The organism is Streptomyces sp. NPDC014891, from assembly GCF_043081085.1.
Classification (GTDB): Bacteria; Actinomycetota; Actinomycetes; order Streptomycetales; family Streptomycetaceae; genus Streptomyces.
Window position 1 is genome coordinate 1 of the sequence record NZ_JBIBWF010000004.1, and the last position, 23,242, is coordinate 23,242.

At 69.6% G+C, this 23,242-nt stretch carries 21 protein-coding genes, 1 tRNA gene and 4 pseudogenes; 14 read left to right on the top strand and 12 right to left on the bottom strand.

What is annotated here, in order from left to right:
- Positions 1 to 581: 581 nt before the first annotated feature.
- The 4 genes and pseudogenes from ACF09E_RS11840 to ACF09E_RS11855 form a co-directional block, all read right to left on the bottom strand.
- Positions 582 to 833 (bottom strand): hypothetical protein, encoded by a 252-nt coding sequence (locus ACF09E_RS11840; protein ID WP_392205028.1) that lies wholly within the window; start codon positions 831 to 833, stop codon positions 582 to 584.
- A gap of 764 nt (positions 834 to 1,597) precedes the next feature.
- A complete protein-coding gene (locus tag ACF09E_RS11845) occupies positions 1,598 to 2,020 on the bottom strand; it encodes a PASTA domain-containing protein (RefSeq protein WP_392205029.1) in 423 nt (140 codons plus the stop codon).
- Positions 2,021 to 2,132: 112 nt separating this feature from the next.
- Positions 2,133 to 2,206, bottom strand: a tRNA-Ala gene (locus ACF09E_RS11850).
- Positions 2,207 to 2,833: 627 nt separating this feature from the next.
- Positions 2,834 to 3,248: pseudogene (locus tag ACF09E_RS11855) on the bottom strand (transposase); the annotation flags it as partial.
- A 95-nt stretch (positions 3,249 to 3,343) separates the two neighbouring features.
- Here ACF09E_RS11855 and ACF09E_RS11860 point away from each other — a divergent pair.
- Entirely contained in the window at positions 3,344 to 3,679 is a 336-nt protein-coding gene (locus ACF09E_RS11860; protein ID WP_392205030.1) for a hypothetical protein, read from the top strand.
- A gap of 128 nt (positions 3,680 to 3,807) precedes the next feature.
- A complete protein-coding gene (locus tag ACF09E_RS11865) occupies positions 3,808 to 4,071 on the top strand; it encodes a hypothetical protein (RefSeq protein ID WP_392205031.1) in 264 nt (87 codons plus the stop codon).
- A 12-nt stretch (positions 4,072 to 4,083) separates the two neighbouring features.
- Here ACF09E_RS11865 and ACF09E_RS11870 read toward each other — a convergent pair whose 3' ends face one another.
- Entirely contained in the window at positions 4,084 to 4,713 is a 630-nt protein-coding gene (locus ACF09E_RS11870) for a hypothetical protein (protein ID WP_392205666.1), read from the bottom strand.
- Between ACF09E_RS11870 and ACF09E_RS11875 the strand changes: the two are divergent.
- Positions 4,600 to 4,878, top strand: a pseudogene (locus ACF09E_RS11875) (transposase); the annotation flags it as partial. The gene ACF09E_RS11870 and the pseudogene ACF09E_RS11875 overlap by 114 nt on opposite strands.
- A gap of 365 nt (positions 4,879 to 5,243) precedes the next feature.
- Here ACF09E_RS11875 and ACF09E_RS11880 read toward each other — a convergent pair.
- Positions 5,244 to 5,480, bottom strand: a complete 237-nt coding sequence (locus tag ACF09E_RS11880) for a hypothetical protein (RefSeq protein WP_392205667.1) — start codon at positions 5,478 to 5,480, stop codon at positions 5,244 to 5,246.
- 281 nt (positions 5,481 to 5,761) lie between these two features.
- Here ACF09E_RS11880 and ACF09E_RS11885 point away from each other — a divergent pair, with 281 nt between their 5' ends.
- From ACF09E_RS11885 to ACF09E_RS11905, 5 genes and pseudogenes are all read left to right on the top strand, one after another.
- Entirely contained in the window at positions 5,762 to 5,908 is a 147-nt protein-coding gene (locus ACF09E_RS11885) for a hypothetical protein (protein WP_392205032.1), read from the top strand.
- 35 nt (positions 5,909 to 5,943) lie between these two features.
- Positions 5,944 to 6,246: a DUF6087 family protein gene (locus ACF09E_RS11890; RefSeq protein WP_392205033.1), complete on the top strand. Its 303-nt coding sequence runs from the start codon at positions 5,944 to 5,946 to the stop codon at positions 6,244 to 6,246.
- 110 nt (positions 6,247 to 6,356) lie between these two features.
- Positions 6,357 to 6,926: a class I SAM-dependent methyltransferase gene (locus ACF09E_RS11895; RefSeq protein WP_392205034.1), complete on the top strand. Its 570-nt coding sequence runs from the start codon at positions 6,357 to 6,359 to the stop codon at positions 6,924 to 6,926.
- Between the two features lie 562 nt (positions 6,927 to 7,488).
- Positions 7,489 to 8,505: a hypothetical protein gene (locus ACF09E_RS11900; protein ID WP_392205035.1), complete on the top strand. Its 1,017-nt coding sequence runs from the start codon at positions 7,489 to 7,491 to the stop codon at positions 8,503 to 8,505.
- Positions 8,506 to 8,581: 76 nt separating this feature from the next.
- A pseudogene (locus tag ACF09E_RS11905) lies at positions 8,582 to 8,763 on the top strand (IS5/IS1182 family transposase); the annotation flags it as partial.
- Positions 8,764 to 8,775: 12 nt separating this feature from the next.
- Here ACF09E_RS11905 and ACF09E_RS11910 read toward each other — a convergent pair.
- A pseudogene (locus ACF09E_RS11910) lies at positions 8,776 to 8,883 on the bottom strand (IS630 family transposase); the annotation flags it as partial.
- A gap of 397 nt (positions 8,884 to 9,280) precedes the next feature.
- Here ACF09E_RS11910 and ACF09E_RS11915 point away from each other — a divergent pair.
- Positions 9,281 to 11,530 (top strand): FG-GAP repeat domain-containing protein, encoded by a 2,250-nt coding sequence (locus ACF09E_RS11915; protein WP_392205036.1) that lies wholly within the window; start codon positions 9,281 to 9,283, stop codon positions 11,528 to 11,530.
- Between the two features lie 189 nt (positions 11,531 to 11,719).
- On the top strand, positions 11,720 to 11,893 hold the full coding sequence (locus ACF09E_RS11920) for a hypothetical protein (protein ID WP_392205037.1): 174 nt from the start codon (positions 11,720 to 11,722) through the stop codon (positions 11,891 to 11,893).
- A 70-nt stretch (positions 11,894 to 11,963) separates the two neighbouring features.
- On the opposite strand, the gene ACF09E_RS11925 is transcribed toward ACF09E_RS11920, so the two are convergent.
- Complete coding sequence (locus tag ACF09E_RS11925) at positions 11,964 to 12,833, bottom strand: IS5 family transposase (RefSeq protein WP_392205038.1); 870 nt, start codon at positions 12,831 to 12,833, stop codon at positions 11,964 to 11,966.
- Between the two features lie 289 nt (positions 12,834 to 13,122).
- On the opposite strand from ACF09E_RS11925, the gene ACF09E_RS11930 reads away from it, so the two are divergent.
- Positions 13,123 to 13,608: a hypothetical protein gene (locus ACF09E_RS11930; RefSeq protein ID WP_392205039.1), complete on the top strand. Its 486-nt coding sequence runs from the start codon at positions 13,123 to 13,125 to the stop codon at positions 13,606 to 13,608.
- Positions 13,609 to 13,982: 374 nt separating this feature from the next.
- On the opposite strand, the gene ACF09E_RS11935 is transcribed toward ACF09E_RS11930, so the two are convergent.
- Together ACF09E_RS11935 and ACF09E_RS11940 are read right to left on the bottom strand one after the other, a co-directional pair.
- Positions 13,983 to 14,648, bottom strand: coding sequence for a hypothetical protein (locus tag ACF09E_RS11935; RefSeq protein ID WP_392205040.1), 666 nt, complete (start codon positions 14,646 to 14,648; stop codon positions 13,983 to 13,985).
- A 146-nt stretch (positions 14,649 to 14,794) separates the two neighbouring features.
- Positions 14,795 to 15,280 carry a hypothetical protein gene (locus tag ACF09E_RS11940; protein ID WP_392205041.1) on the bottom strand — a complete coding sequence of 162 codons (486 nt, stop codon included), beginning with the start codon at positions 15,278 to 15,280 and terminating at the stop codon, positions 14,795 to 14,797.
- A gap of 564 nt (positions 15,281 to 15,844) precedes the next feature.
- Between ACF09E_RS11940 and ACF09E_RS11945 the strand changes: the two genes are divergently transcribed.
- Together ACF09E_RS11945 and ACF09E_RS11950 are read left to right on the top strand one after the other, a co-directional pair.
- On the top strand, positions 15,845 to 18,082 hold the full coding sequence (locus ACF09E_RS11945) for an FG-GAP repeat domain-containing protein (RefSeq protein WP_392205042.1): 2,238 nt from the start codon (positions 15,845 to 15,847) through the stop codon (positions 18,080 to 18,082).
- Positions 18,083 to 18,413: 331 nt separating this feature from the next.
- Positions 18,414 to 19,499, top strand: a complete 1,086-nt coding sequence (locus ACF09E_RS11950; protein ID WP_392205043.1) for a BTAD domain-containing putative transcriptional regulator — start codon at positions 18,414 to 18,416, stop codon at positions 19,497 to 19,499.
- On the opposite strand, the gene ACF09E_RS11955 is transcribed toward ACF09E_RS11950, so the two are convergent.
- Positions 19,500 to 20,165, bottom strand: coding sequence for a cutinase family protein (locus ACF09E_RS11955; protein ID WP_361399560.1), 666 nt, complete (start codon positions 20,163 to 20,165; stop codon positions 19,500 to 19,502). It abuts the gene before it with no gap.
- 181 nt (positions 20,166 to 20,346) lie between these two features.
- Between ACF09E_RS11955 and ACF09E_RS11960 the strand changes: the two genes are divergently transcribed.
- Complete coding sequence (locus ACF09E_RS11960; protein ID WP_392205044.1) at positions 20,347 to 22,089, top strand: peptidase M23; 1,743 nt, start codon at positions 20,347 to 20,349, stop codon at positions 22,087 to 22,089.
- A gap of 102 nt (positions 22,090 to 22,191) precedes the next feature.
- Here the strand turns inward: ACF09E_RS11960 and ACF09E_RS11965 are convergent, their stop codons facing one another.
- Complete coding sequence (locus ACF09E_RS11965; protein WP_392205045.1) at positions 22,192 to 23,223, bottom strand: alpha/beta hydrolase; 1,032 nt, start codon at positions 23,221 to 23,223, stop codon at positions 22,192 to 22,194.
- Positions 23,224 to 23,242 lie beyond the last annotated feature (19 nt).

Genomic DNA, 23,242 nt, shown 5'->3' on the forward strand with positions numbered 1-23,242 from the left:
AGCGGCTCGATCCGGTCCCACATCGCATCAGTGATCACTAATCGGACAGACACATCCGATCAACTGATCAACTGATCAAAGAGACACGCTCTAGGTGGTGCCGCCGGTGCCGGTGCCCCGGGTGGCGCCGCCGCCGGTGCCGGTGCCCCGGGTGGCGCCGGTGCCGGTGCCCCGGGTGGCGCCGCCGCCGGTGCCGCGGGTTGAGGCCTCGGCCCTGGACCCCTTGTTGGTTGAGTCGTCATGTGAGCCCCCCTTCCTGGCCGAGTTGAATACCCGACCTGAGGGCCCGTTGAACGTTCATGAAGAGCGCCCCGCAGCCGCAGCCGGGTGCTCTTGCCAGCCGGTCCCGCCTGCGCGGAGTCGACCGCCCGTCAGCTTGCTTTCCGGTAGGCGGCGGCCGGTCTGGCGGCCGAGCCCGCACACAGATCCTCGTGCGAGAGGCCCGGCTACGGCTGGAGCCGGTGATCGGTGGGCGCGAGGCAGGAATCGCGACTCGGGAGGCACGCCGCCTCAACGACTGGGGGTCGGCCGGTACGGCTGGTCAGGCGCGGGGCTTCAGCCGCTGAGGTAGGCGTAGTGCGTCAGGCGGGATCCGGCGGCTTTCTCCGTCGTGCCGAGGGCCTCGGCGAGGCGGGGCAGCGGGACGGCGTCGACCTTGATGTACCGGGCGGCGAGCGGCCCGAGTTCGGCAACGATCGCCCCAGGTTCTCGGCCGCCTTCAGCACCATGACCGGCTCTTCGTCGACCAGCTCGTCCAGGCGCTCGCGCAGGGTGTGCAGCAGGCCTGCGACATCGTCCGGCAGCGGGAGTGCGCGCGTGGCGACATCGTCCATGTGCGCCTCCCACGCTCCTCCGGCCCGGAGACGTCGTACGCGTCGCGGCCGACGCGCTCGACCTCCTCCCAGTCGAGGGAGACGGTGCGCTCGCCGCGCCACCCGCACGCGCACCGGCAGGCGGGGCACGAGGTGCGTGCGGCCCGTGCCGAGCTGGCCCGGTACGCGCGCGCCGGCCGGAGGAGGCGCTGGGGGCTCTGGACGGTCACGCGGATGACGCCCTGGTCCTGGTGGCGTGGGCGGAGCTCATGTCGGGACGCCCCCGGTATCGCGATGCGACGGGCGGGGGCCGAGGCGGCGAGCCGAGCGCACGGGCGAACGGCTCGCCGAGGTCGAGGCGCGGATCGCCCTGGCAACGGCCCTGCACCGGCTCGGCAGGACACCGGAGTGCACCAAGGAGCTGACCCGGGCCGTGGCATCGGCCCAGGGCCTGCCGCATCCGGCGGGCACACGACGGGCGGCATGGGCAAGGAACCTGCTCGGCGACACCACACAGCGCTGACCGGCCCACGCCCCTGGCGCAGGCTCCCCCGGACAACGGGCGGCCGACTACGCACCGACGGCGGGCGCCCTTCACCTTGCGGGTCGACCGCTACAGCCAGATCAGCATCCGGACCAACCGCCACCCGGTACCGGTCCGGCTGATCGGCCGGACCATCTTCAACCAGGTGATCGTCCGCTCCACCTTGTTGCGGCGCCGGTGGATCTCCTCGTCGCACCCAGAGGGCCGCCGCTGACAAGCACCGCTCCCCCCGTCTGTCAGGTCAGCAGGACTCATCGAGCTTGACCGAGTAGATCGCGACACGGAGAACGTCCGTCGCGCCCGGCTGCGGATCCTGGCTGCACACCTTCCAGTTGGAGTTGTTCAGGATCATGCGACCCTCTGGGCTGGCGTCCTCCTCGTTCACCATGAACCCCTGGCTGCGCAGAAGGCTCTGCGCCTCGGCGTGGTTCATGCCGACGACGTCGGGGACCTCGGCCGTCTCGGCGGCCGGGGCCTCCGCGGTCGCCCCCTCGGTCGGCTCCGTGGTCTCCGGGGGCTCGGTGGTCGGCGCGGCCGTCGTCGGCCGTGTGGTGGCCGTCTGCGTCGGCGCCGGATCGGACGACTCGGGGCTGCAGGCGGCGAGCGCGACGCCGGCGAGGACAGCCGTGGCGGCAGTGACGAGGGCGTGGCGGGTCACCTTCATGCGGATATCTCCTTGGCGGGCGTTCTGCTGCTGCGCACCGAAGTCGGTACACCAGGGCGCCTGCCCCGGTGTGGCCCCCGGTCTCCAACTGGAATCGGGAGAAGAGGAAGGACAGGGCTGGCCGGATTCGAACCGGCGTCCTCCCACATGCGGTGAAGGCGCGACAACCGCTGCGCTACGAGCCCCGTCCTGCGAGGGATCATACGAGCCGCGGCGTTCCCATGCCTCGAATATCCACGGTATGGCAGGCCACTTGACGAGAAGCCCTCACAGACGTTGTGCCCCCTGCGGTGTCCATGATCATGAGCCAGGTGGTGCCGTCGGCCTCCTCCGCACCGAACCAGGCAGGGCGGCCGTGGGGGGCCGCTTCGACGTGAATCTCCGCGACGTGCTGGGAGTTTGTAGTTATTCGATCCTCGGACCGGCTGTGTTGTCAGTGGCCCGAGATACGATCACCGCCCTGATGGGCCGGACGGAGATCGTGAGGGACTCGCGGCAATGGGGGGTGGGTCGCACAGGCCCCGGCATCCAGCTCGGGACTGGAGGTATCTTGCCGTACCCCACCCCCCTGCCTCCCTCCTCCGCCGGGCCGTATCGCCGAGAAGGGGCAAGGCCAAGGAGCTGGCAGGCCGGACACCCGGGCGGCGGCCGGGCGGGCGGATGATGTCGTCCGCCTCGCGTTTCCACGTTCCAGGGGGCGAGCGGGTAATCCAAGGTGCCCGGATCGTCGCCAACCGGTCATGTGCGCCGAACATCCGGCGCCGAGCGGGGGTCGGAGGGTACGTTCGCGGCCATGACGGTCCCTGTACTCGATCGCCGCCCTAGCCTGACAAGCCCGGCACCTCGATAGCCACCGTCGGCGATCACTGTGGTGTTCCCGACGGGGTCCTTCGCCCCGGCAGGCTCCCACGCCTTGCAGTCGTTGCGGTTACCTGGCAAAGGTCGGCCGACCACGACCACCAGCCGGGTGCCGGCATCGACGACCACCTGGTGCTTCGTCGAGTAGCGGTAGTTCTTGGACCGCTCCGCCACCGCGTGGTCACGGATGGGAACCAGAGTGCCGGTCCACGATGAGCACGGCATCCCTGCGAAACCGCTCTCGGGGCCGGAACGTGAGAAGAGGCCCGACCTGCCTGACGATGCGGCCGGCTGCGGGCTTCGAGACGCCGAAGAGCGGCGCGAGCTGGCGCAGCGTGAGGTTAGTACGCCAGTACGCAGCCACCAGAAGCTGCCCGCGGCCCCCCTCCACGAGGCCATCGCGCGGCCTTGACCGGCGGCCCGGGCCTTACCCACGATGGCGCTCCGTACGCCGGAGGGGGCACCGTGACCGATACACCGGAGCGCCGATTCCTCGACATCCACGAGGTGCGGAAACTCTTCCCCAGAGGGACCTCGCGGGATGCCCTGGAGAAGGCGCTGCATCCATACAGGGTCACGGGCCATGGCGGCTTCCAGGGCACACAGAAGGTGGACAAGTATCCAGCCGAGGCAGTCCGTACACTGGCCGCGAAAGTCCGGGCGGGCACGGCGACCATCCCGCCGCTGTCCCGCGCCGAGCGCAGGCAGCTCCGGATCCGGGAGTGGGGCACCCTTCTCCCCCTGCTGGCGGGCGCCGCCCTGCTCGCACTGTTCGTGCTGCTCGTCTTCCTGGCAGGGTGACCTTGGCCCTGGATTTCTGCGCCGCCGGTAGGGCGGGACCCGCCCGCCCATTCCACTCCGCAGCCTGAGACTCACCGGCAGCGGTGTCGCATGGGTGACGCTGAGCGGGATCATACGGCTGCGGCTCGATGGCCTGGCACCGCTACCCCTTGGACGACAGCCCGGTCTTCACCGACTCCAGCGCCCTGCGCCTGGCGTTCCAGACACTCCTCGGCCCGCTGGAGAAAGCCGGCGCTCTCGGGCCGGTGGCCATCTGCCACTTCTGCGACCAGCCGACCCGCGACGTGAAGCTGATCGCCTGGGGCGAGCAGATGAGCGGTCCCGGCGGGAGTCAGTACGCATGCCGTCCCTGCATACGCCGAGGCCTCCGGGACATCTGGGCAGACCAGTGAGGCCCGCAAGGGTCAAGTCGACGTGGGCCAGAAGCGGCTGGGCAGCATCATCGTCATCGCGGTGCGCTCAGGTGCGATGAACAGCGGGACGACCTGCTCGTTCAGTACCCGGCCCGGCAGGTGCCTGCGGGCGACGATGATGTCGGTGCAGTAGACGGTGGCGCTGCCAGCCAGCTGCCGGGGTACCTCCAATTGCATCTCCCGGTCCATCTCGCTGGCGATCATGCGGGAGAACGCGGCGAGCTCCGGAGCCCGCTGGCCGGTCCCCTTCAGCCGGTACAGCTCCTGCGCGATGTCGAGGAGCAGACCGGGACTGTCGTCGAACACCGCGGTGTCAGGACTGTAGATTACGGCCGCCGGAAGATCGTCCCGGCCACGTGCGAACAGGGCGCTGTTCGCCTGCACGAGAGCGCCCCAGACCAGACGCCCCTCGGCCAGCAGGATGTGCTGGGCCTTCAGAATCTCCGCAAGCGGGTCCTCACCCGGCTGCAGTCCCAGGCCGATGCCAAGGGTGCGATCGTGTGGGACCTGAGCGTCGACTCCACTGGGTGCCGCGCCCATCAGCATGCGGCCGGGGCCCGCAAGCAGGGTGACCTGCAAAAGGAGCCGCCGGGTGGCGTGTTCACTGAGCCCGGAGATCACGGGCTCGGACGTTCACGCGGCGGGTTCACCACCAAGTTGCACCTGGCCGTTGAGCAGAGGCAAAAGCCCATGTCGATTGTGATCACGGCCGGTCAGCGCGGGGAATCGCCTCAGTTCGAGAACGTGCTGGAGAAGGTCCGCGTGCCCCGCATCGGTGCGGGCCGGCCACGCGCCCGCCCCGATCGCGTGCGGGCGGACAAAACGTATGCCTCCCGCAAGAACGTGCCTACCTGCGTCGCCGGGGGATCCGTTGCACCATCCCCGACAAGGCTGACCAGGCACGTAACCGGCAGAAGCTCGGCTCCCGTGGCGGCCGACCTCCGCGTTTCGACCCAGTCGACTACCGCGAGCGCCATGCGGTCTAGTGCGGGATCAACCGGCTCAAGAGACACCGGGCGGTCGCCACCCGATTCGACAAGCTCGCCGTTCGTTTCGAAGCCACCGTCCTTGTCGCCGCGATCGGAGAATGGCTGTGACGGACGGAGCTGCCGGTACTACCTGCTCGTGTGTCCGCCATACCCTCGCGGCGATCACAGCCAGCCGGCCCAGCCGAAAGTCAAGATGCAAGCGCGCTTGACTGCGGCCCACCCGCGGCGACCGCCACCGGCAACCGCGATAAGGGCGGCGGCGAACCAGAATGCAACCGCTCCGCCAAGGATCAATGCCCACGCGGTGCCGCCAATGGCAATGAACAAGACCACGATGAAGACCGTTATGACGAAACCGGCATGGGCACCACCGATGCTCACGCGGAACATCTCGCGCACGACGCGACGCTCCTCTGCGAGAACCCTCTCGTAAGCGTTCAGCTCTCGCCTCGAACCGTCCTGCTTCCCCTTACCCCGCTCCACAAGTCCCCTCAACACACCCTGGCCAAGCCGAGTCCGGCAATCCCATGGACGCTCCAGCCCGCCACAACGTTGCCTCTCAGCAACTTTCGACACAGGGCCTAGGCGTCCGAACAGAGATGGGCTATGGACGCCGACGTGGTGGCCGCACTCAGGGACCCCGTACGGTGACCTTGTGGTCACCGTACGAAGGGACGTCTATGGCTTCCAGCAGCCGGAGGAACCGCAAGCCGCTCGGCAATGACCTCTTCGACGAGCCCTATTGCAAGGACCCCTACGCGCCAGCTCCGCACCCGTCGCTGCCCGCCTTCACGCCCGAGACCCATTCCTGCCCGACCGACAACTGACCAGCCGACGCAGCCCGAGGACCAGGAGGACGACGATGGGCGATGACGAGCCGTTGGACGAGTGGGCCGCCCACAGACAGCAGCGGCTCAGGCCGATCGGCGAGCGGAAGGCCGTCCACCTCGGACACGGCCCGCACCGCGCCGCACACACCAGCCCGGACGCCCCGCGCCTGATCGTCGAATGGGACGGCCACGCCTGGCAGCCCGTGACGACGGTCGACAACTACGCGGCAGCCTGCCGCATGCTCAACCCGGCGCCCGAGCCACCGCAGACCGATGCCCTGCCGACCACCCGGTCACCCCTGGCACCCGGCACCGGACGCCACAGAAAGCCCTGACCACCCGCGACGACGACGGCGTCCCGTCCCCCACTTCAAACGGGCCACCGTTGCCGCGACCAGCGCAGGGCGCGCACACCCCGCCGCCCCCAGGTACGGAAGGGAACCCCGTGAGCGACAGGAACACGGCCGAGTACTGGAACCCGATCTACGACGACGGCCACGACTGGCGGCAGGTCTGCGACGCCGAGATCGCCATGTTCACCCACCACGCCAACCCGAAGCCAGGCCAACGGGCCCTGGACGTCGGATGCGGAACCGGGCAGTTGGCTCGCGCCCTGCACTCCCTGGGGTACGGCGTCACGGGCCTGGAGGTATCCGCGGCGGCCCTCCTCACGGCCCGCACCCGCTCCTCCGCGCAGGGCCCGCGCTGGGTGCAGCACGACATCCAGACCGGACCGCCGCCCGGCATCCCGCCGACGAGCCTCGATGTCGTCTCCTTCCGCCTCTCCTTCCAGTTCCTCGACGGCAGACCACGGATCCTCGACATGGCGCGCGGAATGCTCCGCCCGGGCGGCCTGCTCTACCTCGTCCTCCCGGTCCTGGAACGCGAAACCCTCGACGCCGGTCGCCAATCCAGCGCCCTGCCCGCCGCCGAGATCGCCGAGCTATGCCAGGGCTGGCACGTCGACAGGTGGGAGCTGGGGTGGATGGACTACCTCATCCTCCGGTCCCCGTGACTACTCCGCCCAGGCCTCGGGGCCGCCGCCCTCCCACCGGAACAGCCCCTCGTCGGTGAGGTGGATGTCCCCCAGCCCGGCAGCTCGACCCGACGCAGGAACTCGCGTAGGTCCCACACGGAGTGCGCCATGCCGAGGATGGTGCCGTCGACATGGACGCAGGGCCCTCCGTGCGGGTCATCGGGACTGGGGCGTGGATCACGATGCGAGGTCCATGCGGCCACCCTCAGCCGTCCCCAGTGAGGTAGTCGAGCTGGACGGGATGGCGCCGGCCTTCCGGGGCGTGATGTTCGCGGGTGGCTGGGATGACGGGGTGACAGCCGTGAGCAAGGCCTTGGTGGGCGTCGCAGACCAGGAGTGGGCGCGGCGTGGTGGGCGATCGGCCGGGGCCGCTGCGCTGGCCGTACATATCGCGGACGCCCGACAACGTGAGCGTGCCATTCGCGGGATGTGTAGGGGAGTTCGCCGTACGGTCCGGCCTCACGGCTTCGACACCGCATGAGACGACCGGAGGTCAACACTCAGTTGACATCCTGTGAACTCTGTTGAAGGCTGCCGCATTGTGAACACTCTGGGAGGGGAACCAGTGCACCGCAGAACATTGTTGAGAGGGATTGGCGCGGCAGCGGTCGGCGTACCGGCGGCATCGCTCGCTGGAGCGGGTAGCGCCTTTGGCGCCGAAGCTTCCGAAACGTACCATATCGCTCTTTGTGAACAAGAAAAGAATCAGATACTCCTCCATGCCCGTGACAAGGCTTGGACTCCGTCCAATGAGATTTGGAGATGGACCCCTCCCGTAGCGATCGACGAGCACGGGGTGAATACCTGGAGAAATCTTTCAGACATCAGGTTCCGTAATACCAGCGCCTACGGATGGATTGCCCTGGTCACCGCAGGGTATGGAAAAGCCGGCATTGTCAACTTCGGCAACAATGACACACTGCTCTGGTCGGCCAGGCCATACGGAAACCCGCACGCAATCGAGCACATCCCGCACCTCGGTGCCACTGTGGTGGCATCTGCGGCTGAATCATCTCGCATTGATTGGCCCGGCTTTCTGACTGTCTACGCCCCGACCCAGCCGGGCGACCTCAGCACACTGACCAGGGTCCAGGAGATCAAGTTCCAGGGGGCGCACGGTCTCTGGTACGACGGAACGTATCTCTGGGCCCTCGGTATGTGGACGCTCGCCAGGTACAGGGTCACCGGTGATCACCTCAACACAAGGCTTGTTGAAGACTGGGTATACCAGTTCCCCGCAGCCTTCGACGGCCACAGCCTGGACACCGACTACAGCGACCCCGGCTATCTACTGATCTCCGGGACCGGGGTAGTCAAAAGAGTCAACAAAGCCACTGGGGCAATAACCAGCTGGACACCTTCGGGAGGCGGCGTGAAGTCATACTCCAGGGTCGCCTCAGGCAGTTCCTTCTGGATGCGGTCAACAGAACAATGGTGGAGTCATCGCATCCAGTTCTTCAACAGCGCCGGCGCGTGGGTTGAGGACAAGGAACTTTCAGGATACGGATATGACGCCAAATTCTACAAGGCACGCGTTTCCAGCACTGCCTTCTTCTAGTAAGCGGGAAATCTAGGCCTGCGTCCACCCCGCCCTAAAGGGTGTTGGAAGGCTCAGTTTCGGGCATTTCCCTTGTATGGGTGGGGTGTTGCGGGCTGAACCGGCGTGGGTGGAGACGGCCGCGAGGCTGGTGAAGGAACGGGGCGGGAACGGGCCTGGTGGTGGCCGGCCATGGTGTCTGCCGCTGCCGGACCGGGTCCTGCTGGGGCCGTCTACTACCGCACTACCCTACTGAGGTTGAATGCCGCTAGGTTGTTCAGGCGGGTCTGAGCGTAGGCCGCGTCGGATGCGCTGGATGAGGTGTTCGGGGGTGGCGAAGGCGGCGTCGGAGAGCCAGCCGCGTCGCAGCAGGGACCAGATGCCCACGACGGGGTCGAGCAGGCCGCCCTCTGGAGGAAGCCGCAGGCCCGGTCGCCATGCAGGACGGAGTCGGTGGTCAGGTAGGCGAAGATGCCGGCATCCGCGAGGATCTCGGCTGCTGGGCCACCCTCCCAGCGCCTGACCAGCCCTACCTGGCGGGCATGGGTGATGTCCCCAAAGCGCCCGTGCTGGGTCGGGCTGCAGAAGAGCATCGAAGGGCTCTCAGCACGGGGTCCGATGAGCACCACGCGGAGAATCCCTGGCCAGCGGGCGTGACCGCGCCGTCCGCTGGCCTCGGTGAGCTGACGGTTCCCGGGGCCAAGCACGGGCAGGTCGTACAACGTTGCGACGCCCTCAGAGGTCATGTTGGGTGCGGCATGGATCGCCGCGTTCACGATGCTTGAGGGGAACTGATTTGTCTCACACCCGTGCGCCCCGCCGCCAACTCACCGCCGCCGTCGCCGTGGCCCTCGCCGCCGCCTGCGTGGGCACGCTCACGGCGGGCGCGGCGGGCGCCGCGACTCCCGAGGCCACGACGATGACCACTGTGTCGAGTAATGCGGCCCCGGAGGGCGTCGCCGCGCTCCTGCCGGACTCCGTGGTCCTGGGCCACGGGCCGACCGGGTTCCTGACCTCGCACAAGGACAGCGTGACCGGCGCGGCCGTCCACCGGTGGACGCGGTACGGGGACGGCGTCAGTACCGTTCTGCCTGCGGGCACGTACCGGGGCGGGCTCGGCACGGACGTGATCGTGAAGACCGAGGGCAGCACGTACACGCTGCACGACATGGCCACGGGCGCCGCCCCGACGGTCATCGACACGAGCTCCCTGGGCGCGACCGCCACGCTGGCCTCGCTCCACGGCACGACCCTCGTCATGCGGGTCCCGCGCGCGGCGGGCGGTGTGGATCTCCATCTCGTCGGCAAGCCGGCCGACACGCTTGAGGACCGTGTCGTCACCGGGATTCCGTCGGCCGCCCAGAACGTCGAGTTCCTCGTGAACGGGCCGAACACTCTGGTGATCCGCTACGCGGTTCCCGGGGAGACGGACTCGCGCGCGGCCCTGGTGGACGTCGCCACCGCCCGGGTCGTGGGCGACCAGGTCCTGACGGCTTCTGGCGACAACCCCATCCTGACCGCCTCCGACTCCCATCTGGCCTGGTTCGAGTCGGGCGTCTACGGCAGCGGCCCCCGGACCCTCCGGGTGGCTCCGCGCGGCCAGCAGGAGTCCATCCGCGTCCCGATCGGCTCGGGTGGCCGGATGGTGCTCGGGTTCCTGGGCGAGGACTGGGTGACGTACGCCGACAGGGAGGGGTCCTGGTCGTACAGCCCCAACCCCCTGCACGCGCTGACGGCCCGCTCCCTGACCGACGGCCGGACGGTCAAGCTCCTCGACCTCACACTGCGCATCCTGCCCGGCAGCGACGGCGAACTGCTCGTCCACGGCGCCACCCTCGAGCACGGCGAGGGCCTCTACCGGGTCACCACCGGCCCGGACGGGACCCCGGCCGCGGCCCTCGTGGCGAGCACCGGCCGCCCCCTCGCCCACACCGTCACCAGCGTTAACATCCCCGCGACCGTCGACCTCACCCTGGCGAGCGGCGACCCGACGCTGTCGTGGACGGCCACCGGCATCAGCACGGGGAAGCTGACGATCGAGCTGACGCACACGGCCACGGGCGTGCGCCGGACCATCCTCACCATCGCCACCCGCGGCGCGGCACAGAGCTGGGACGGTCGGCTCGACGACGGCACGGCTGCCCCCCTCGGCGACTACACCTGGCGGATGACGACGGCGCCCACCAACGGTATCGGCCCGACGACCGAGCGGAACGGCACGCTGCGGGTCGTCGGACAGCCGGGGCCGCATGACTTCTCGAACAGCACCGCGCCCGACCTGCTCTTCCGCAGCGGCGGCCGGCTCTCCGTCTTCGACGCCCGGCAGGTCCTCAACAGCGGCAGCCAGGGCACCCTGTCGGAGGTCGTCGTCGGATCCGGCTGGGACACCTACGACCGGATCGTCACCCCCGGAGATCTGGGCGGCACCGTCCACGCCGATCTGCTCGGCAGGGACAAGAGCGGCGTGCTGTGGTCGTACCCGGGCACCGGCACAGCCTCGGCCCCGTTCGCGACCCGGGCGAGGGTCGGCGGCGGCTGGGGAATCTACAACCACCTCACCGCGGGCCTCGACGTCAGCGGCGACGGTCGCCGCGGCCTCCTCGCCACCGATAAGGACGGTGTGCTGTGGCTCTACAAGGGCACGGGCTCCCTCAGCTCGCCCTTCCAGCCGCGCGTGCGGGTCGGCGGCGGCTGGGGGATCTACAACAAGGTCACCGCCACGGGGAACATCGGCGGTGGCCCGGCCGGAGACCTCATCGCCCGCGACAAGAACGGCGACGACTGGCTCTACCTCGGCAAGGGGGACGGCACCTTCGCCACCCGGACCCAGGTGGGCACCACCTGGGGCTACTACACCGACCTGATCCCCGTCGGCGACGCCGACCGCGACGGCCGTGCCGACCTTGTCGTCCGTCATGTGACCGGCGGCGGCTCGGGCAGCCTCAGCTTCCACCGCGGCAGCGGCAACTGGCGTGACCCCTTCCCGCACTCGGAAAGGATCCAAGCGCCTTGGGGGTTCCTCAGCGACGGCTCCCTGCTGTTCTGACCCGCTGCCCTACCTGCCCACCCCAAGAGAACAGAATCGATCCGTCGTGAGGGACGCCGCCATCGACGGGGTTATGCGAAGGACTCCTGGGTCAAGCCTGTCGACGCCCGCTGGGTCATCGCAGGACCGGGCGCCCTCCGGTAGGACACGCGAAAGAGCGGCACGATCCAGGAGCCGCAATCCACCCTGGTGACAGCCCATCACATGCTGTCGATCAAGGGCCGGCCAGCCCTGTGCCCGCTCGCCGTGACCGCGGACGGGAAACTCGTCACGGCGAGCGGTATCAGCAACACCGACGTCATCAACCGGGCCGTGCTGCTGCTCGACTTCATCGAGGGCAGCACGCCAAGGGGCACCACCTGATGATCCGGGACGGCGACGGGGAACCTGAAGCGGATCCACGTCATCTAAGTGGTCGTTTTCGCCCGATGTTTCATCCCGTGATGGGCTGTTCTGTGGCCTTCTTCGGGTCGCGCCAGGAGATGGTGTTCTCGCTGGTGAGGCGGCGGGCCATGAGGCCAGTCATGGCGATGTGGATCATGGATTCGGATCGGGTGGGCAGGGTTTCGTAGTCGCGGGCGAGGCGGCGGTGGAGCATGAGCCAGCCGTAGGTTCGTTCGACCGCCCAGCGTTTGGGGATCGGGGTGAAGCCCCTGGTCCCGGGCTTGCGGGCGGTGATCTCCATGTCGACGCCGAGGGTGGCGGCATGCTCAACGAGGTGCTGGCGGTAACCGCCGTCGACCCACACCTTGCGGATGCCCGGGTAGTCGGTGGCGACTTGGTCGAGCAGGACGGTGCCGGCGACGGAGTCCTGCACGCTCGCCGCGGTGACCAGCACGGCAAGGAGGAGGCCGAGCGTGTCGGTGACGATGCTCCGCTTCCTGCCGACGATCTTCTTGCCGGCGTCGATGCCCTGGCCGGAGGCGGGGACACTGGTGGAGGTCTTGACGCTCTGGGCGTCGATCACACAGGCCGAGGGCTGGGCGTCCCGTCCCTCCTTCTCCCGCAGGAGCTGCCTGAGCAGACCGTTGAGCTGGGCGAACACGCCCTCGTCCGCCCATTTGGCGAAGTAGCCGTAGACCGTGTTCCAGTGGGGGAAGTCGTGCGGAAGGTAGCGCCACTGGACCCCGGTCCGGTCCACGTACAAGATCGCGTCCATGATGTCGCGCAGATCGTGCTCAGGCGGCCGACCGAAGGCCAGGGCCCTGCCCCGGCGCTCGAAACGCCAAGCGGACAGGACTGGCTCGATCAACTCCCAGCGGGCATCGGACAGGTCACTCGGATACGGACGTCGCTTCGACATGCTTCGGTCGTACCGCCGCCGGCCGAGTGCGTCCAGGCGCACAGGGGTGACGACGGAAGCGCACGGCCCGAAGGGCCGGACATCCTGGGATGAGACAGGCGCACATCACTTCCCGTCCCATCCGCCGCATCCACCGGCCCACGGGCATCAAGCACCTCCCCAGCCTCACCCGCACCACAGTCTCGCACTCTAGGAATCGCTAGATATACGGGCACTCAAGCCAAAACCGACCTCTAAGACGTCGTTTCCTATGGCGGTTCCCAGGCCGAAGGCATGCGGGAATACTGCTGTGGTGCTGTTGACGTGGATCTCTGAGGTGGCGGACGAGCCCCTGGCGCTGGAGCCGGCTGACCGTCAGGTGGAGTGGGAGACCAACACCTGGTGGCTGAGCGCGGAGGACGAGGACAGGAGGTCGTTGTCCGTCTCCGCAGTGGTGGCCGCCTTCGAGCGGACTGCATCAGCCATCCAGGTCCGTATCCGTGAGCTGGGCTTCCCCGGGGTGGCGACTTTTTACGTGTGGCATGAGGAGCAGACTGGTCAGCTGCGATGCTCGACGGGATCGGTGGCTGCGGAAGCATTGCCGTTCGGCGGCGCCTACGAACAGTCCGACGACCTCGGGCCCGTCATCGAGGGGTTTCTGGCCGACAGCGAGCCGGGCGTCACGGGCTGGTCGGGCCTGGAAGGCGTGCAGAACCACTCGGAACCGACCAGAGCCAAGCGAGAGGCGGTGCCTATCCGGGTCTGGGCAAGCAGCGTTGGAGCCGCCCCACGCTGACCGGCTGCCGGGGCGAGCCACTCCCACCAGAGGAGGCCGGGCAGACGACCGGCACGCTCAGAACCGGCAGCGCGAACCCGCCCCGCAGCCACCCGCGGCCTCGCCGGCACACCGCGCACTACGACTGTCAGCTCCTCACCGACAAGCCCTTCGCCTGCCGCATCCGGGTCGGCACCGGTAGAACGTCTACGGCCGCCTTGATGACGCCCAAGACCGATGCGTCGGCCTCCTCACCCAGAACATCGGCGACATGGCCGTCCCGTTCACCGGCCAGTCCTGAATCGGACCCGGGCTGGCCCCGCGGCCAAGCTGGCGTCCTGTGGGCAGCGGCACCAGCCCTACGCCACGCGGACCCGCAAGTACGGGCTGCGGGCTCACCAGTCGACGTGGGCGGTGATCCACCGGTTCAATGCGTCGGTGTCGTCCGCTGCCGGCAGGTTCGGTGCACACACCAGCGGTGTCAGTGACAGCTGAAGGTGCGTGAGGTAACCGTAGGGGCCGTTATCGGCGTGTGGTCCAAGGACCAGGGCATGGGAGGGGGTACGCCACACGCGGTGGGTCATGGCCGGGCCAACCACGGTGGCCGTGTCCGACACGATGGTGCGCTCTGGGGCGGAGCCCATGCATCCGGTCACAGACTGGGCCGCGCTCGTCAGAACGCTCTCGCAGTCCTCCACCGTGGCCGGCAGTCTCCCGGTCCAGCCCGGCTGCTTGCGCCAGTCCTCCAGCAGAGGGAACAGCCACGGGCCGTTGCACATCTCGTCATCGTGTTCGTCGACGGGGTAGACCTCACCGAAGACCAGCAGGTGGCGGGTGTCGGGTTGCCCGAAGGGCACGTAGCTCTCGCTGCACAGCACATGGCCATGGTCGGTGATCAGGGAATCGCAGACGAGGGAGTGCTCCCAGCTCCATCCCCGTCGTCGCACCGCCTCCTCGACAACGTCCTCAGGTACCGGCGGTTCGGACGGGTAGCCGATGAAGTCAGCAACAGCTGCGACCGTCAACGGTTTGTGGGCCAGGGCGTGGACACGAGCAGACACCCTCACACCCTAGACCTGCACACAAGGCCCCCCGCAAAGAGCGCCGTGCCGTCGCGCAACCCCCGCTGTTCGTCACGATCGCAGCTTGCTGTGCCCAGGTTGCGCAGTCACCGACGCCCGACTCGTCATCGCCGTCGAGAACCCGATCAGGCGATCTGGGTGGTGAGGTAGCGGGCGGCGGTGTCCACGAACTCGTCGTGAGCGGCCACCGCCTCCTGCCGGGCGGCGGCCAGCGCTTGGGCGTTGTCGAGCGACTCACGGATCGCGTAGGTCGATGTGATCATGCGGTCGGCCGCCTCCCGCACTGCCGGGTCGGTGATCAGCACGCGCATCGTCACCAGCGGGCGGGCCACCGCGGCCCGAGTCGCCTGGCTCTCGGCACGCAGCGCCTGGACCAGGCCGACGTCGCCGCCTTCGAGGACGGCCTCGCCGCGCTTCCAGAGGGTCCGGCGGTGGTCGCTGACGGCCACGGCCAGCGCGGTGACGGCCTCCAGGCGGTCGCGCCGGATCGTCTCGCTGTGCCCCACACGCACCGCCCGTTCGGCGGCCCGCTCCTGAAACCGGCCGGAGACGATCGCTCCCAGGAGTGTGCCGAGGATCGCCAAGGCGGCGGTGACGAGGGTGACCAACACAGTCGTCCTTCCGTGCTGTTGAAGGCCAGGCGTCACAGGCCGGATGCCTGGGCATTCTTGCGCATGGACAGTGTCGGCGACACTGTCCCCCGCACCGTCTTCCTGCACTTGAGCGTCTTCAGGGACACCGCGGGCCGCATGGCCGGCGAGGTTCTGCACACCTTGGCCGTTCAGCTTCGCCGGCACCCGTGCGGTAGACAACAAGGCCCTCGCGGGAGCACACCTCTGTCGCCAGCACGATGTCTGGAACCGCTCAACGGCAAAACGCCCAGGGGGTTCATCTCGCGCCGTACTGCACCTGACGAACCAGGTTCCCGTCGGCGAACAGCCGTACAACCTTGCGCGTCTCCCATGAGTCCTTCAGTCAGGCGCACGACCGCTTGGCCATGGACCTTGGGAGGAATCCGTCTGCATCACCTCAACCAACCCCGACCGGCGCCTCACCGTTGACGGTACGGTCCGGCCCACAGTGAAGGGCCGCTACGGCCGTGTCCACGGTTCACGCCCTCGCGCAGGCCCATGCCCCTTCATCTTCTGGTCCCTCCTCTCCTTTCTAGGACTTCCGTGACGCTGCACCACCGCACCACCCACCGCCTCACCACCGCCGTCGCCGTTGCCCTCGCGGTGATATCGGGCGGCCTGGCGGCCCCTGCGATCGCGGCGGCCCCGGCCGCCCTGCGGGCGGGCACCGCCGACGCAACGGCCCCTGCGCTCAAGCCCGGCGACAGCATTCATGGCCTGGGGCGGACCGGCTTTCTCAGCCGGGACGCCGGCGAGGCGAAGCTCCAGCGCTGGACCCGGCTGGCCGACGGCGCGGTGACCACCTTCGCGTTCGGGCACTCCGTCACCGGTTCCCTCGACTCCGACGTGGTGGTCGATCAGGGATACGGCACCGTCACGCTGAGGGACATGGCGGCGGGCAAGGAGCTGTTCTCGCTCCCGATGGCCGCGAACCGCTACGCCGGGGCCGTCGGCTCCACCCTCTTCGTCCGCGGCGACCTGTCGGGCCACGGCCCGCTGGAGCTCTACTCCCCCGGCACGGACGGGCCGGTGCGCCGGACGGTGACCGGCCTGCCGGCGGACGCGGCCCGCCTGACCGTCGAGGCGGCGGCGGGTGACGACGCCCTGCTGTCGTACACCACCGGTTCGGATACCGCCCGTCACTGGGCGGTCCTCAGCCTCACCTCCGCCGCCGTCACCTCCTCCCGTCGGCTCCCGGCCACCGGCTCCTTCGACAGCTTCGCCTACGCCCTGTCCCTGGGATACGTCGCCTGGACGGAGACCGAGGCCGACGCCTCCACAAGCCTCGTCGTCCTCGACCGTGCCACCCAGAAGGCGCAGCGCTTCCCCGTGGCCAGGGCGGGGAGGCTCGTCATCGGCCTGGTCGGAAAGTGGGTCACCTACTCACGGCCCGACGGGCTCCTCGGCTCCAGCGCGGATCCGGTCATCGCCGTGACCGCCCGCAGCCTGACCGGGAGCGCTACTCGCAGGCTCCTCGACCACACGGTGTCCGGCGTCGACGCGCCGGGAGAGGCCCACGGGTTCATGGGCGGCAGCGTGAGCGGCGGTGAAGGCCTCTACCGGATCGCTCCCGACACCGACGGCATCCCGGTCGCCACCCGGCTGGCCGCAACCGGCGCGCCGACACACGTGACCTTGCTGCGCCACACCGTTCCCGCGGCGGTGGATCTGGACCGCACGGGCGGCAAGCTCTCCCTGTCCTGGTTCCTGAGCAGAAACAACGTCGACATGACGCTGACCCTGCGCAACACCCGCACCGGCGAGTCCCTGACCCGGAACGTCGGCCCGTCGACACGGGAGGAGAACCCGCGGCCGATGCGGTTCGACTGGTCCGGCGAGCTCCAGTGGCACGATCAGCCCGGCTTCTGGACGGCGGCCTCACCCGGCCCGTACACCTGGCAGATCACCGCCGCCCCGCTCAACGGCATCGGGCCCGACCTCAAAGCGTCCGGCTCCTTCACCGTGACCCGTACTTCCGGCGCACACGACTACGACGGCGACGGGTCGCCGGACGTCCTGGCCCGCGACACCGCGGGCCGGCTGTGGATCCAGGACATGTACCACCACACCGGACAAGACCAGATCCAGCAGAATCCCGAGTCGCCGGTCGGGTCCGGCTGGCAGGTCTACGACCGGATCGAAGCCGCCGGGAACCTCGGCGGAACCGCCTTCCCCGACCTCGTGGCCCGCGACCGGAGCGGCGTGCTGTGGCTGTACCGCGGAACCGGCGACGCAAAGGCGCCGTTCACCGCACGGACCCGGATCGGCGACGGATGGAACACGTACGACAAACTCACCGGCGGAAGCGACCTCACCGGCGACGGCCGGCCCGACCTGGTCGCCACGGACCCATCGGGCCGGCTGTGGCTGTACCAGGGCACGGGAGTCGCGTCGGCGCCCTTCGCCACCCGCCGGCTGATCGGCGCCGGCGGCTGGCAGGGCTACGACCGTGTCACCGCCACCGGTAACCTGGCAGGCGGCCCGGCCGGCGACCTCGTCGCCCGCGACCGCACCGGCGTGCTGTGGCTCTACCTCGGCAAGGGTGACGGCACCTTCGCCGCCCGCACACGGATCGGCGGCGGCTGGGGCGCCTACAACGACCTGATCGGCTCCGGCGACATCGACCGGGACGGCAGGCCCGACCTCCACCTGACGATCCCGAGCGGCAGCTGGTGGTCCGCGGGCGTCCACCGGGCCACAGGCGACTGGCGTGCCCCCTTCCACGCCCTGGAGACCGTGAACCACACCCCGTCCGAACGGACATACAACCTCTTCGCCTGACCCCACCCCCGCCCGCCCCTCTCGCAAGTCCGGCCGAGTACCGGGACCCCGAGGGCATCGACTACGACGCCCGGCCCCAGCGCCACCCCCCCCTCAGCAGCTTCCTCGCCCTCCTTTGGGAGGGCCTCTCGGCCGGCCCCTCATCGCTGTGGGGCGAACTGGCGACTGCGGGCCCGGCACCGGGGACGGCGAGTGGGGCGGCGGAGAGGCGTGACGCCGTAGATCGCGCGTGTCACTCCGGATCGTTCCGGATGCCCAGCCCGGTGCTCCCCGTCCTACCGTGTCGACGGCGCCCGCCAGATCCGACCAGTCCGGAGCCCGGGGAGCAACGATGCCGACGACCGCCACCCTCGCCCGCCGTCCCGCCGCCACCGCCCTCGGGCAGCGGGAGCGCCAGGTGCTCTCCGCGGTCGGCTGCGGCCTGCGGGACGACGAGATAGCCGCCGCCCTCGCGATCCCCGAGGACGTCGTGGCCGAACTGCTCGCGCGGATACTCGTCACCCTCCGGCTCCGCGACCGGGCAGCGGCCATCGTCCACGCCTTCGACTGCGGCCTGGTCGTCCCCGGCCGTGGCGCCCGTACGCAGCCGGTGAGCGCGGCGCCGCGGGCGGCCGGCCGGGCGGCCGGTCCTGCGGTGCGGATCTCCCTGCTCGGACCGCTGCGGGCGTGGCACGACGGGCGGCCGCTGAACCTGGGGCATCCGCGCCAGCAGGCGGTGCTCGCGACCCTGGCGCTGTGCGCGGGGCGCTCCCTGAGCCGGCAGGAACTGCTCGACGACGTCTGGGGCACGGAGGCGCCGGTGGCGAACGTGGTGCCGGTGTACGTCTACCGCCTGCGCAAGACCCTGCGCATCGGGGACAGTCCCGGCTCGGTCATCGAGCACGCCCGGCACGGATACCGGCTCGTTCCGGGCGCGGTCGACGTGGACGTGGCGCGGATGGAGGAGCTCCTCGTCGGCATCGGCACGGCCGAGCGCGCGGGTGAACCGGCCGAGGCGGTCCGCCTGTGCGCCCAGGCCCTCGACCTGTTCCGCGGGGAACCGCTGGCCGGTCTGCCCGGGCCGCTCGCCGAGCTGGAGCGGCTGCGGCTCACCCGGCGCAGGATCGCCGTCGTCCAGCGCAAGGTGGAGTGCCAGCTGCGGCTCGGCCGGGACGCCGAGGCGATCTCCGAGCTGTTCGCCCTGTCCGCCGCGCATCCCCTGGACGAGCCGGTGGCCGCGCTGCTGATGCGGGCGCTGTACCGCGACGGCCGCCAGGCCGACGCCCTCACCGTGTTCGACCGGGCCCGCCGCGGCCTCGCCGACGAGCTGGGCGTCTCCCCCGGCCGGACCCTGCGGCGGACGCACGAGATGATCCTGCGCGGTGACGAGATCGGCCTCGGCCTCACTCCCTCGGGCGGTCGCACCGCTTTCGCGTGATCACCAGGACGCGGGATACCAGGCGCCGTTGTACCACTGCTCGTTGGCGACGTCGTTGTGGAAGTCCATGTTGAAGTCGTTGGGGTAGTTCCTCACGTGGTTGCCGGGGTAGGTCCAGATTCCGGCGGACTCGTCGCAGACGTAGTCCCAGTGGCAGATGGTCTTGACCGGCACGTTGCCGAAGAACCGGTCGGCACCGGCCAGCGGGGCGCCGACGATTCCGCCGAAGGGGACGGATCCGCCGTTGGCGCCGGGATTTCCCTGCCGCTTCGGGTCGGCGATGAGAATGGCGTTGACATTGCCGAACGTCTGCCAGTTCTCGGTGACCCAGGTGTGGACGACCGCGGCGCCCAGGGAGTATCCGCCCATCTTCACGTGCTGCCACGGGCACGCGGCCCGCTGGTCACGGACCAGCCGGTTGAGCTCGTTGACACCGGCCCGGGCGCTCGCGCCGTTGGGAATCTGGGTCGGATATCCCACGTGCTGCTGGATGTTGCCGGAGAAGCCGTCGTTGTTCCACGAGCTTCCCGTCCCGCCGACGACGATCGTGTACGTGCCCTCGCACGGGGCCGTCGCCGCCGCCTGCGCCGTGGCGCCCTGCGTCACCGAAATCCCGGCCGTCAGCAGAATTCCGGCCAGCGCGGCCTTGATCCTCTTCGCTCGCATGTCGATCCTCCCGTGTGTTCGGCCTGCGTACGACGAGATTGGCAGCGGCCGATGACATCCCGATGAAACGCGCTCGGGAATCGATTCCATCGGCATTTCATCGGTGCCTCCTACTGTCGGCCGCCGACCACCTGAATGCATGACGGAAAGGCACACGATGAGAGGAACCGGCTTCACACGCATGCTCGGCAGGCTGGCCCTGCTGGCCGGCGTCTGGGCGCTGGTCGTCGGGTTGACGGCCTCGGTCGCCGTGGCCCAGCCGGACCCCGGACCGGCCCCGCGTGACGACCACTACGGCGTCTCCCGGTACTTCAGGGGACCGGACGCCCTGGCCATACCGACCGAGCCCTGCGACCCGGCCGGCCCGTCGGCCGCCGACGGCATCATGGCCGGCCAGCTCAACCCCCAGATGGGGGCGCGGATGCGGGGCCTGCTGACGCCCTACAGGATGTCCTGTGCGCGGATGGTGACCAAGGCGGTGAAGGACCGGGGGCTCAACCCGAGGGCCGCGGCCATCGCGATCGCCACGGTCATCGTGGAGACCGACATCAACAACTACTCCCAGGCCGTCGACTACACGAGCATCGGGCTGTTCCAGCAGCAGGACTGGTGGGGCAGCAAGGCGCAGCGGCTGGACCCGGTCTACGCCACCAACGCGTTCCTCGACGCGATGGAGGACATGTTCCCCGGCGGCTCGTGGAACGACGTGGCGATCGGGGACGTGTGCTGGCAGGTGCAGCGGCCGCGTGAGGACCTGCGGTACAAGTACGGCCTGGAGGCGGGCGACGCCGTGATCATCGCCAACGCGCTCTGGTCCGGGATGAGCACGGGTCCCCGGCACCCGTACGGCTCCGGGCGGGTGGTGTCGGGCCGGTCCGCCGACGGGCGCCTGGAGGCCTTCGCGGCGGGCGCCGACGGCGTCTACCACTCGTGGCAGAACGAGGTGAACGGCGGTTGGGCGCCGTGGCGGTTCGCGGGCGGCCCGCGCGACGCCCAGCTGGCGGTGGCCGCCAACGCCGACGGCCGGCTGGAGCTGTTCGCGCTGTCGGGCAGCACGCTCGACCACATGTGGCAGACCGGGCCCAGTGCGGGGTGGTCCGGCTGGGCGACCTTCGGCACCGGCGGGTACCGGCTGGCGGCGGGCAACAACGCCGACGGCCGCATCGAGGTGTTCGCCTCCAACGCCGAAGGCGTGTTCCACCGCTGGCAGACCGCGCCGAGCGGCGGCTGGTCCGGCTGGAAGGGGACCGGTGGTGGCCCGGCGAACGCGCGGCTCGCCATGGAGAACGCGCCCGACGGACGGCTCGAGGTGTTCGCGCTGTCGGACTCGACCTTCGGGCACCTGTACCAGACGGGGGTCAACGGCGACTGGTCCGCCTGGGAGCACTTCGGCGAGGGCGGGCACGCCGTGACCGCGAGCCACAACCAGGACGGCAGGCTGGAGGTGTTCGCCTCCAACGCCGACGGGGTGTTCCACCGCTGGCAGACCAGCCCCACCACATGGTCGGAATGGACGGGCACGGGCACCGGGGGGCTGCCCGACGCCGAGCTGACCACCTCGCGGTCGGTCGACGGCCGGGTGGAGGTGTTCGCGATCAACGCCGACGCGGCGAGCCACTCCTGGCAGACCGCCCCCAACGCGCCGTTCTCGCCGTGGGAGAACTTCGGCACCGGCGGCACCGCGATCGGCGCGAGCAACAACGCCGACGGCCGCATCGAGGTGTTCGGCACCAGCAGTGCCGGTGTCTACCACCGGTGGCAGACCGGGTTCGCCAGCTGGTCGCAGTGGGGCTGGCTGAACGGCCCCGGCCCGGCGGTCGGCAGGCCCGCCGCGCCCGCCCGGTCCGCCTCCGCGCCTGCCCGGTTCGCCTCCGCGCCTGCCCGGAGCGCGCCCGTCGGCCGGCCCGTACCGGCGGTCGGCTAGACGGGTCCGCTGGCGGACCGCGCAGGCCCGCCGGCGGAGGGTGCGAGCCCGCCGTCGTCCCGTGCCGCTCGTGCGGTACGGGACGACGGCGGGCTCGTGGCGTCAGGAGGCGAAGTGCCGCTCCAGCCGGGGAATCAGGTCCCGGAGGTCCTCCTCCCAGCAGCCGGCGTTGTGGCCGCCGTTGCACAGGGTGCCCCAGCCGGAACCGTCGCCGTAGTTCACGTAGTGGTACGACATGCCCAGCGCGTCCATGGCGTTCTTGACGTGCTTGGCCGCGCCCTCCAGCCAGAACTCCAGCTCGGTGACCGAGCCTCCTCCGTTGCCCACGTAGATCGAGACCCCGATCCCGCCCTGCTTGATCCGGTCCATGTGCTGCGAGGGGTCGACCTCGTTGAACCGCCAGTCGGCGTTGAACACCGGGTACGGCGAGCCGAACGCGGCGTCGCTGTCCACGGAGGGCTCGTAGGCGACGAGGGAGGCGACGACGGCCAGGCGCAGGTCCATGGACCGTACCGACAGGTCGATGTCGCCGGACAGGGACGCGGTCTGGCTGAAGAGGTCCGGGCGCGCCTGGGCGTAGTGGAGGGCTCCGAACCCGCCCATCGAGACGCCGGCGACGGCCCTGGCCTTCTTTGTGGCGATGGTCCGCAGGTTGGCGTCGATGAACGGGATCACCTGCTTGAGGTGGAAGTTCTCCCAGTTCTGGGCACCGGCGGCGGTCTTCTGGTTGAGCCAGTTGGTGTACCAGCCCCGGGCGCCGCCGTCCGGGATGACGGTGATCATCCGGTCCGACATGCGCAGCGCCGGATAGTTCTGCTGTATCGGGTCGTCGGGTGATCCGTGCAGGAAGTACATGACCGGATAGCGCCGGTTCGGGTCGTCGTAGTAGGACTTCGGCAGAATGATCTTGATGTGCTGTTCCTCCGCGACCTCGGGCGTGGTCACGGTCAGGTAGAACTCGGTCGCGTTGCCCGTCGCCGTGCCGACCTGCGTCAGGCCGAACCCGTTCGCCATCGGGGGCGGCGTGCCGTCGTCGGCGGCCTGTGCCGAGGCCGCCGGTATGACCGTGACCACGGCCAGGACGGCGAACACCCATGCCAGCGCCGTGCGCCGGACGTTCGCTGTACTTCTCACGGTGCTCCCTCTCTTGTGA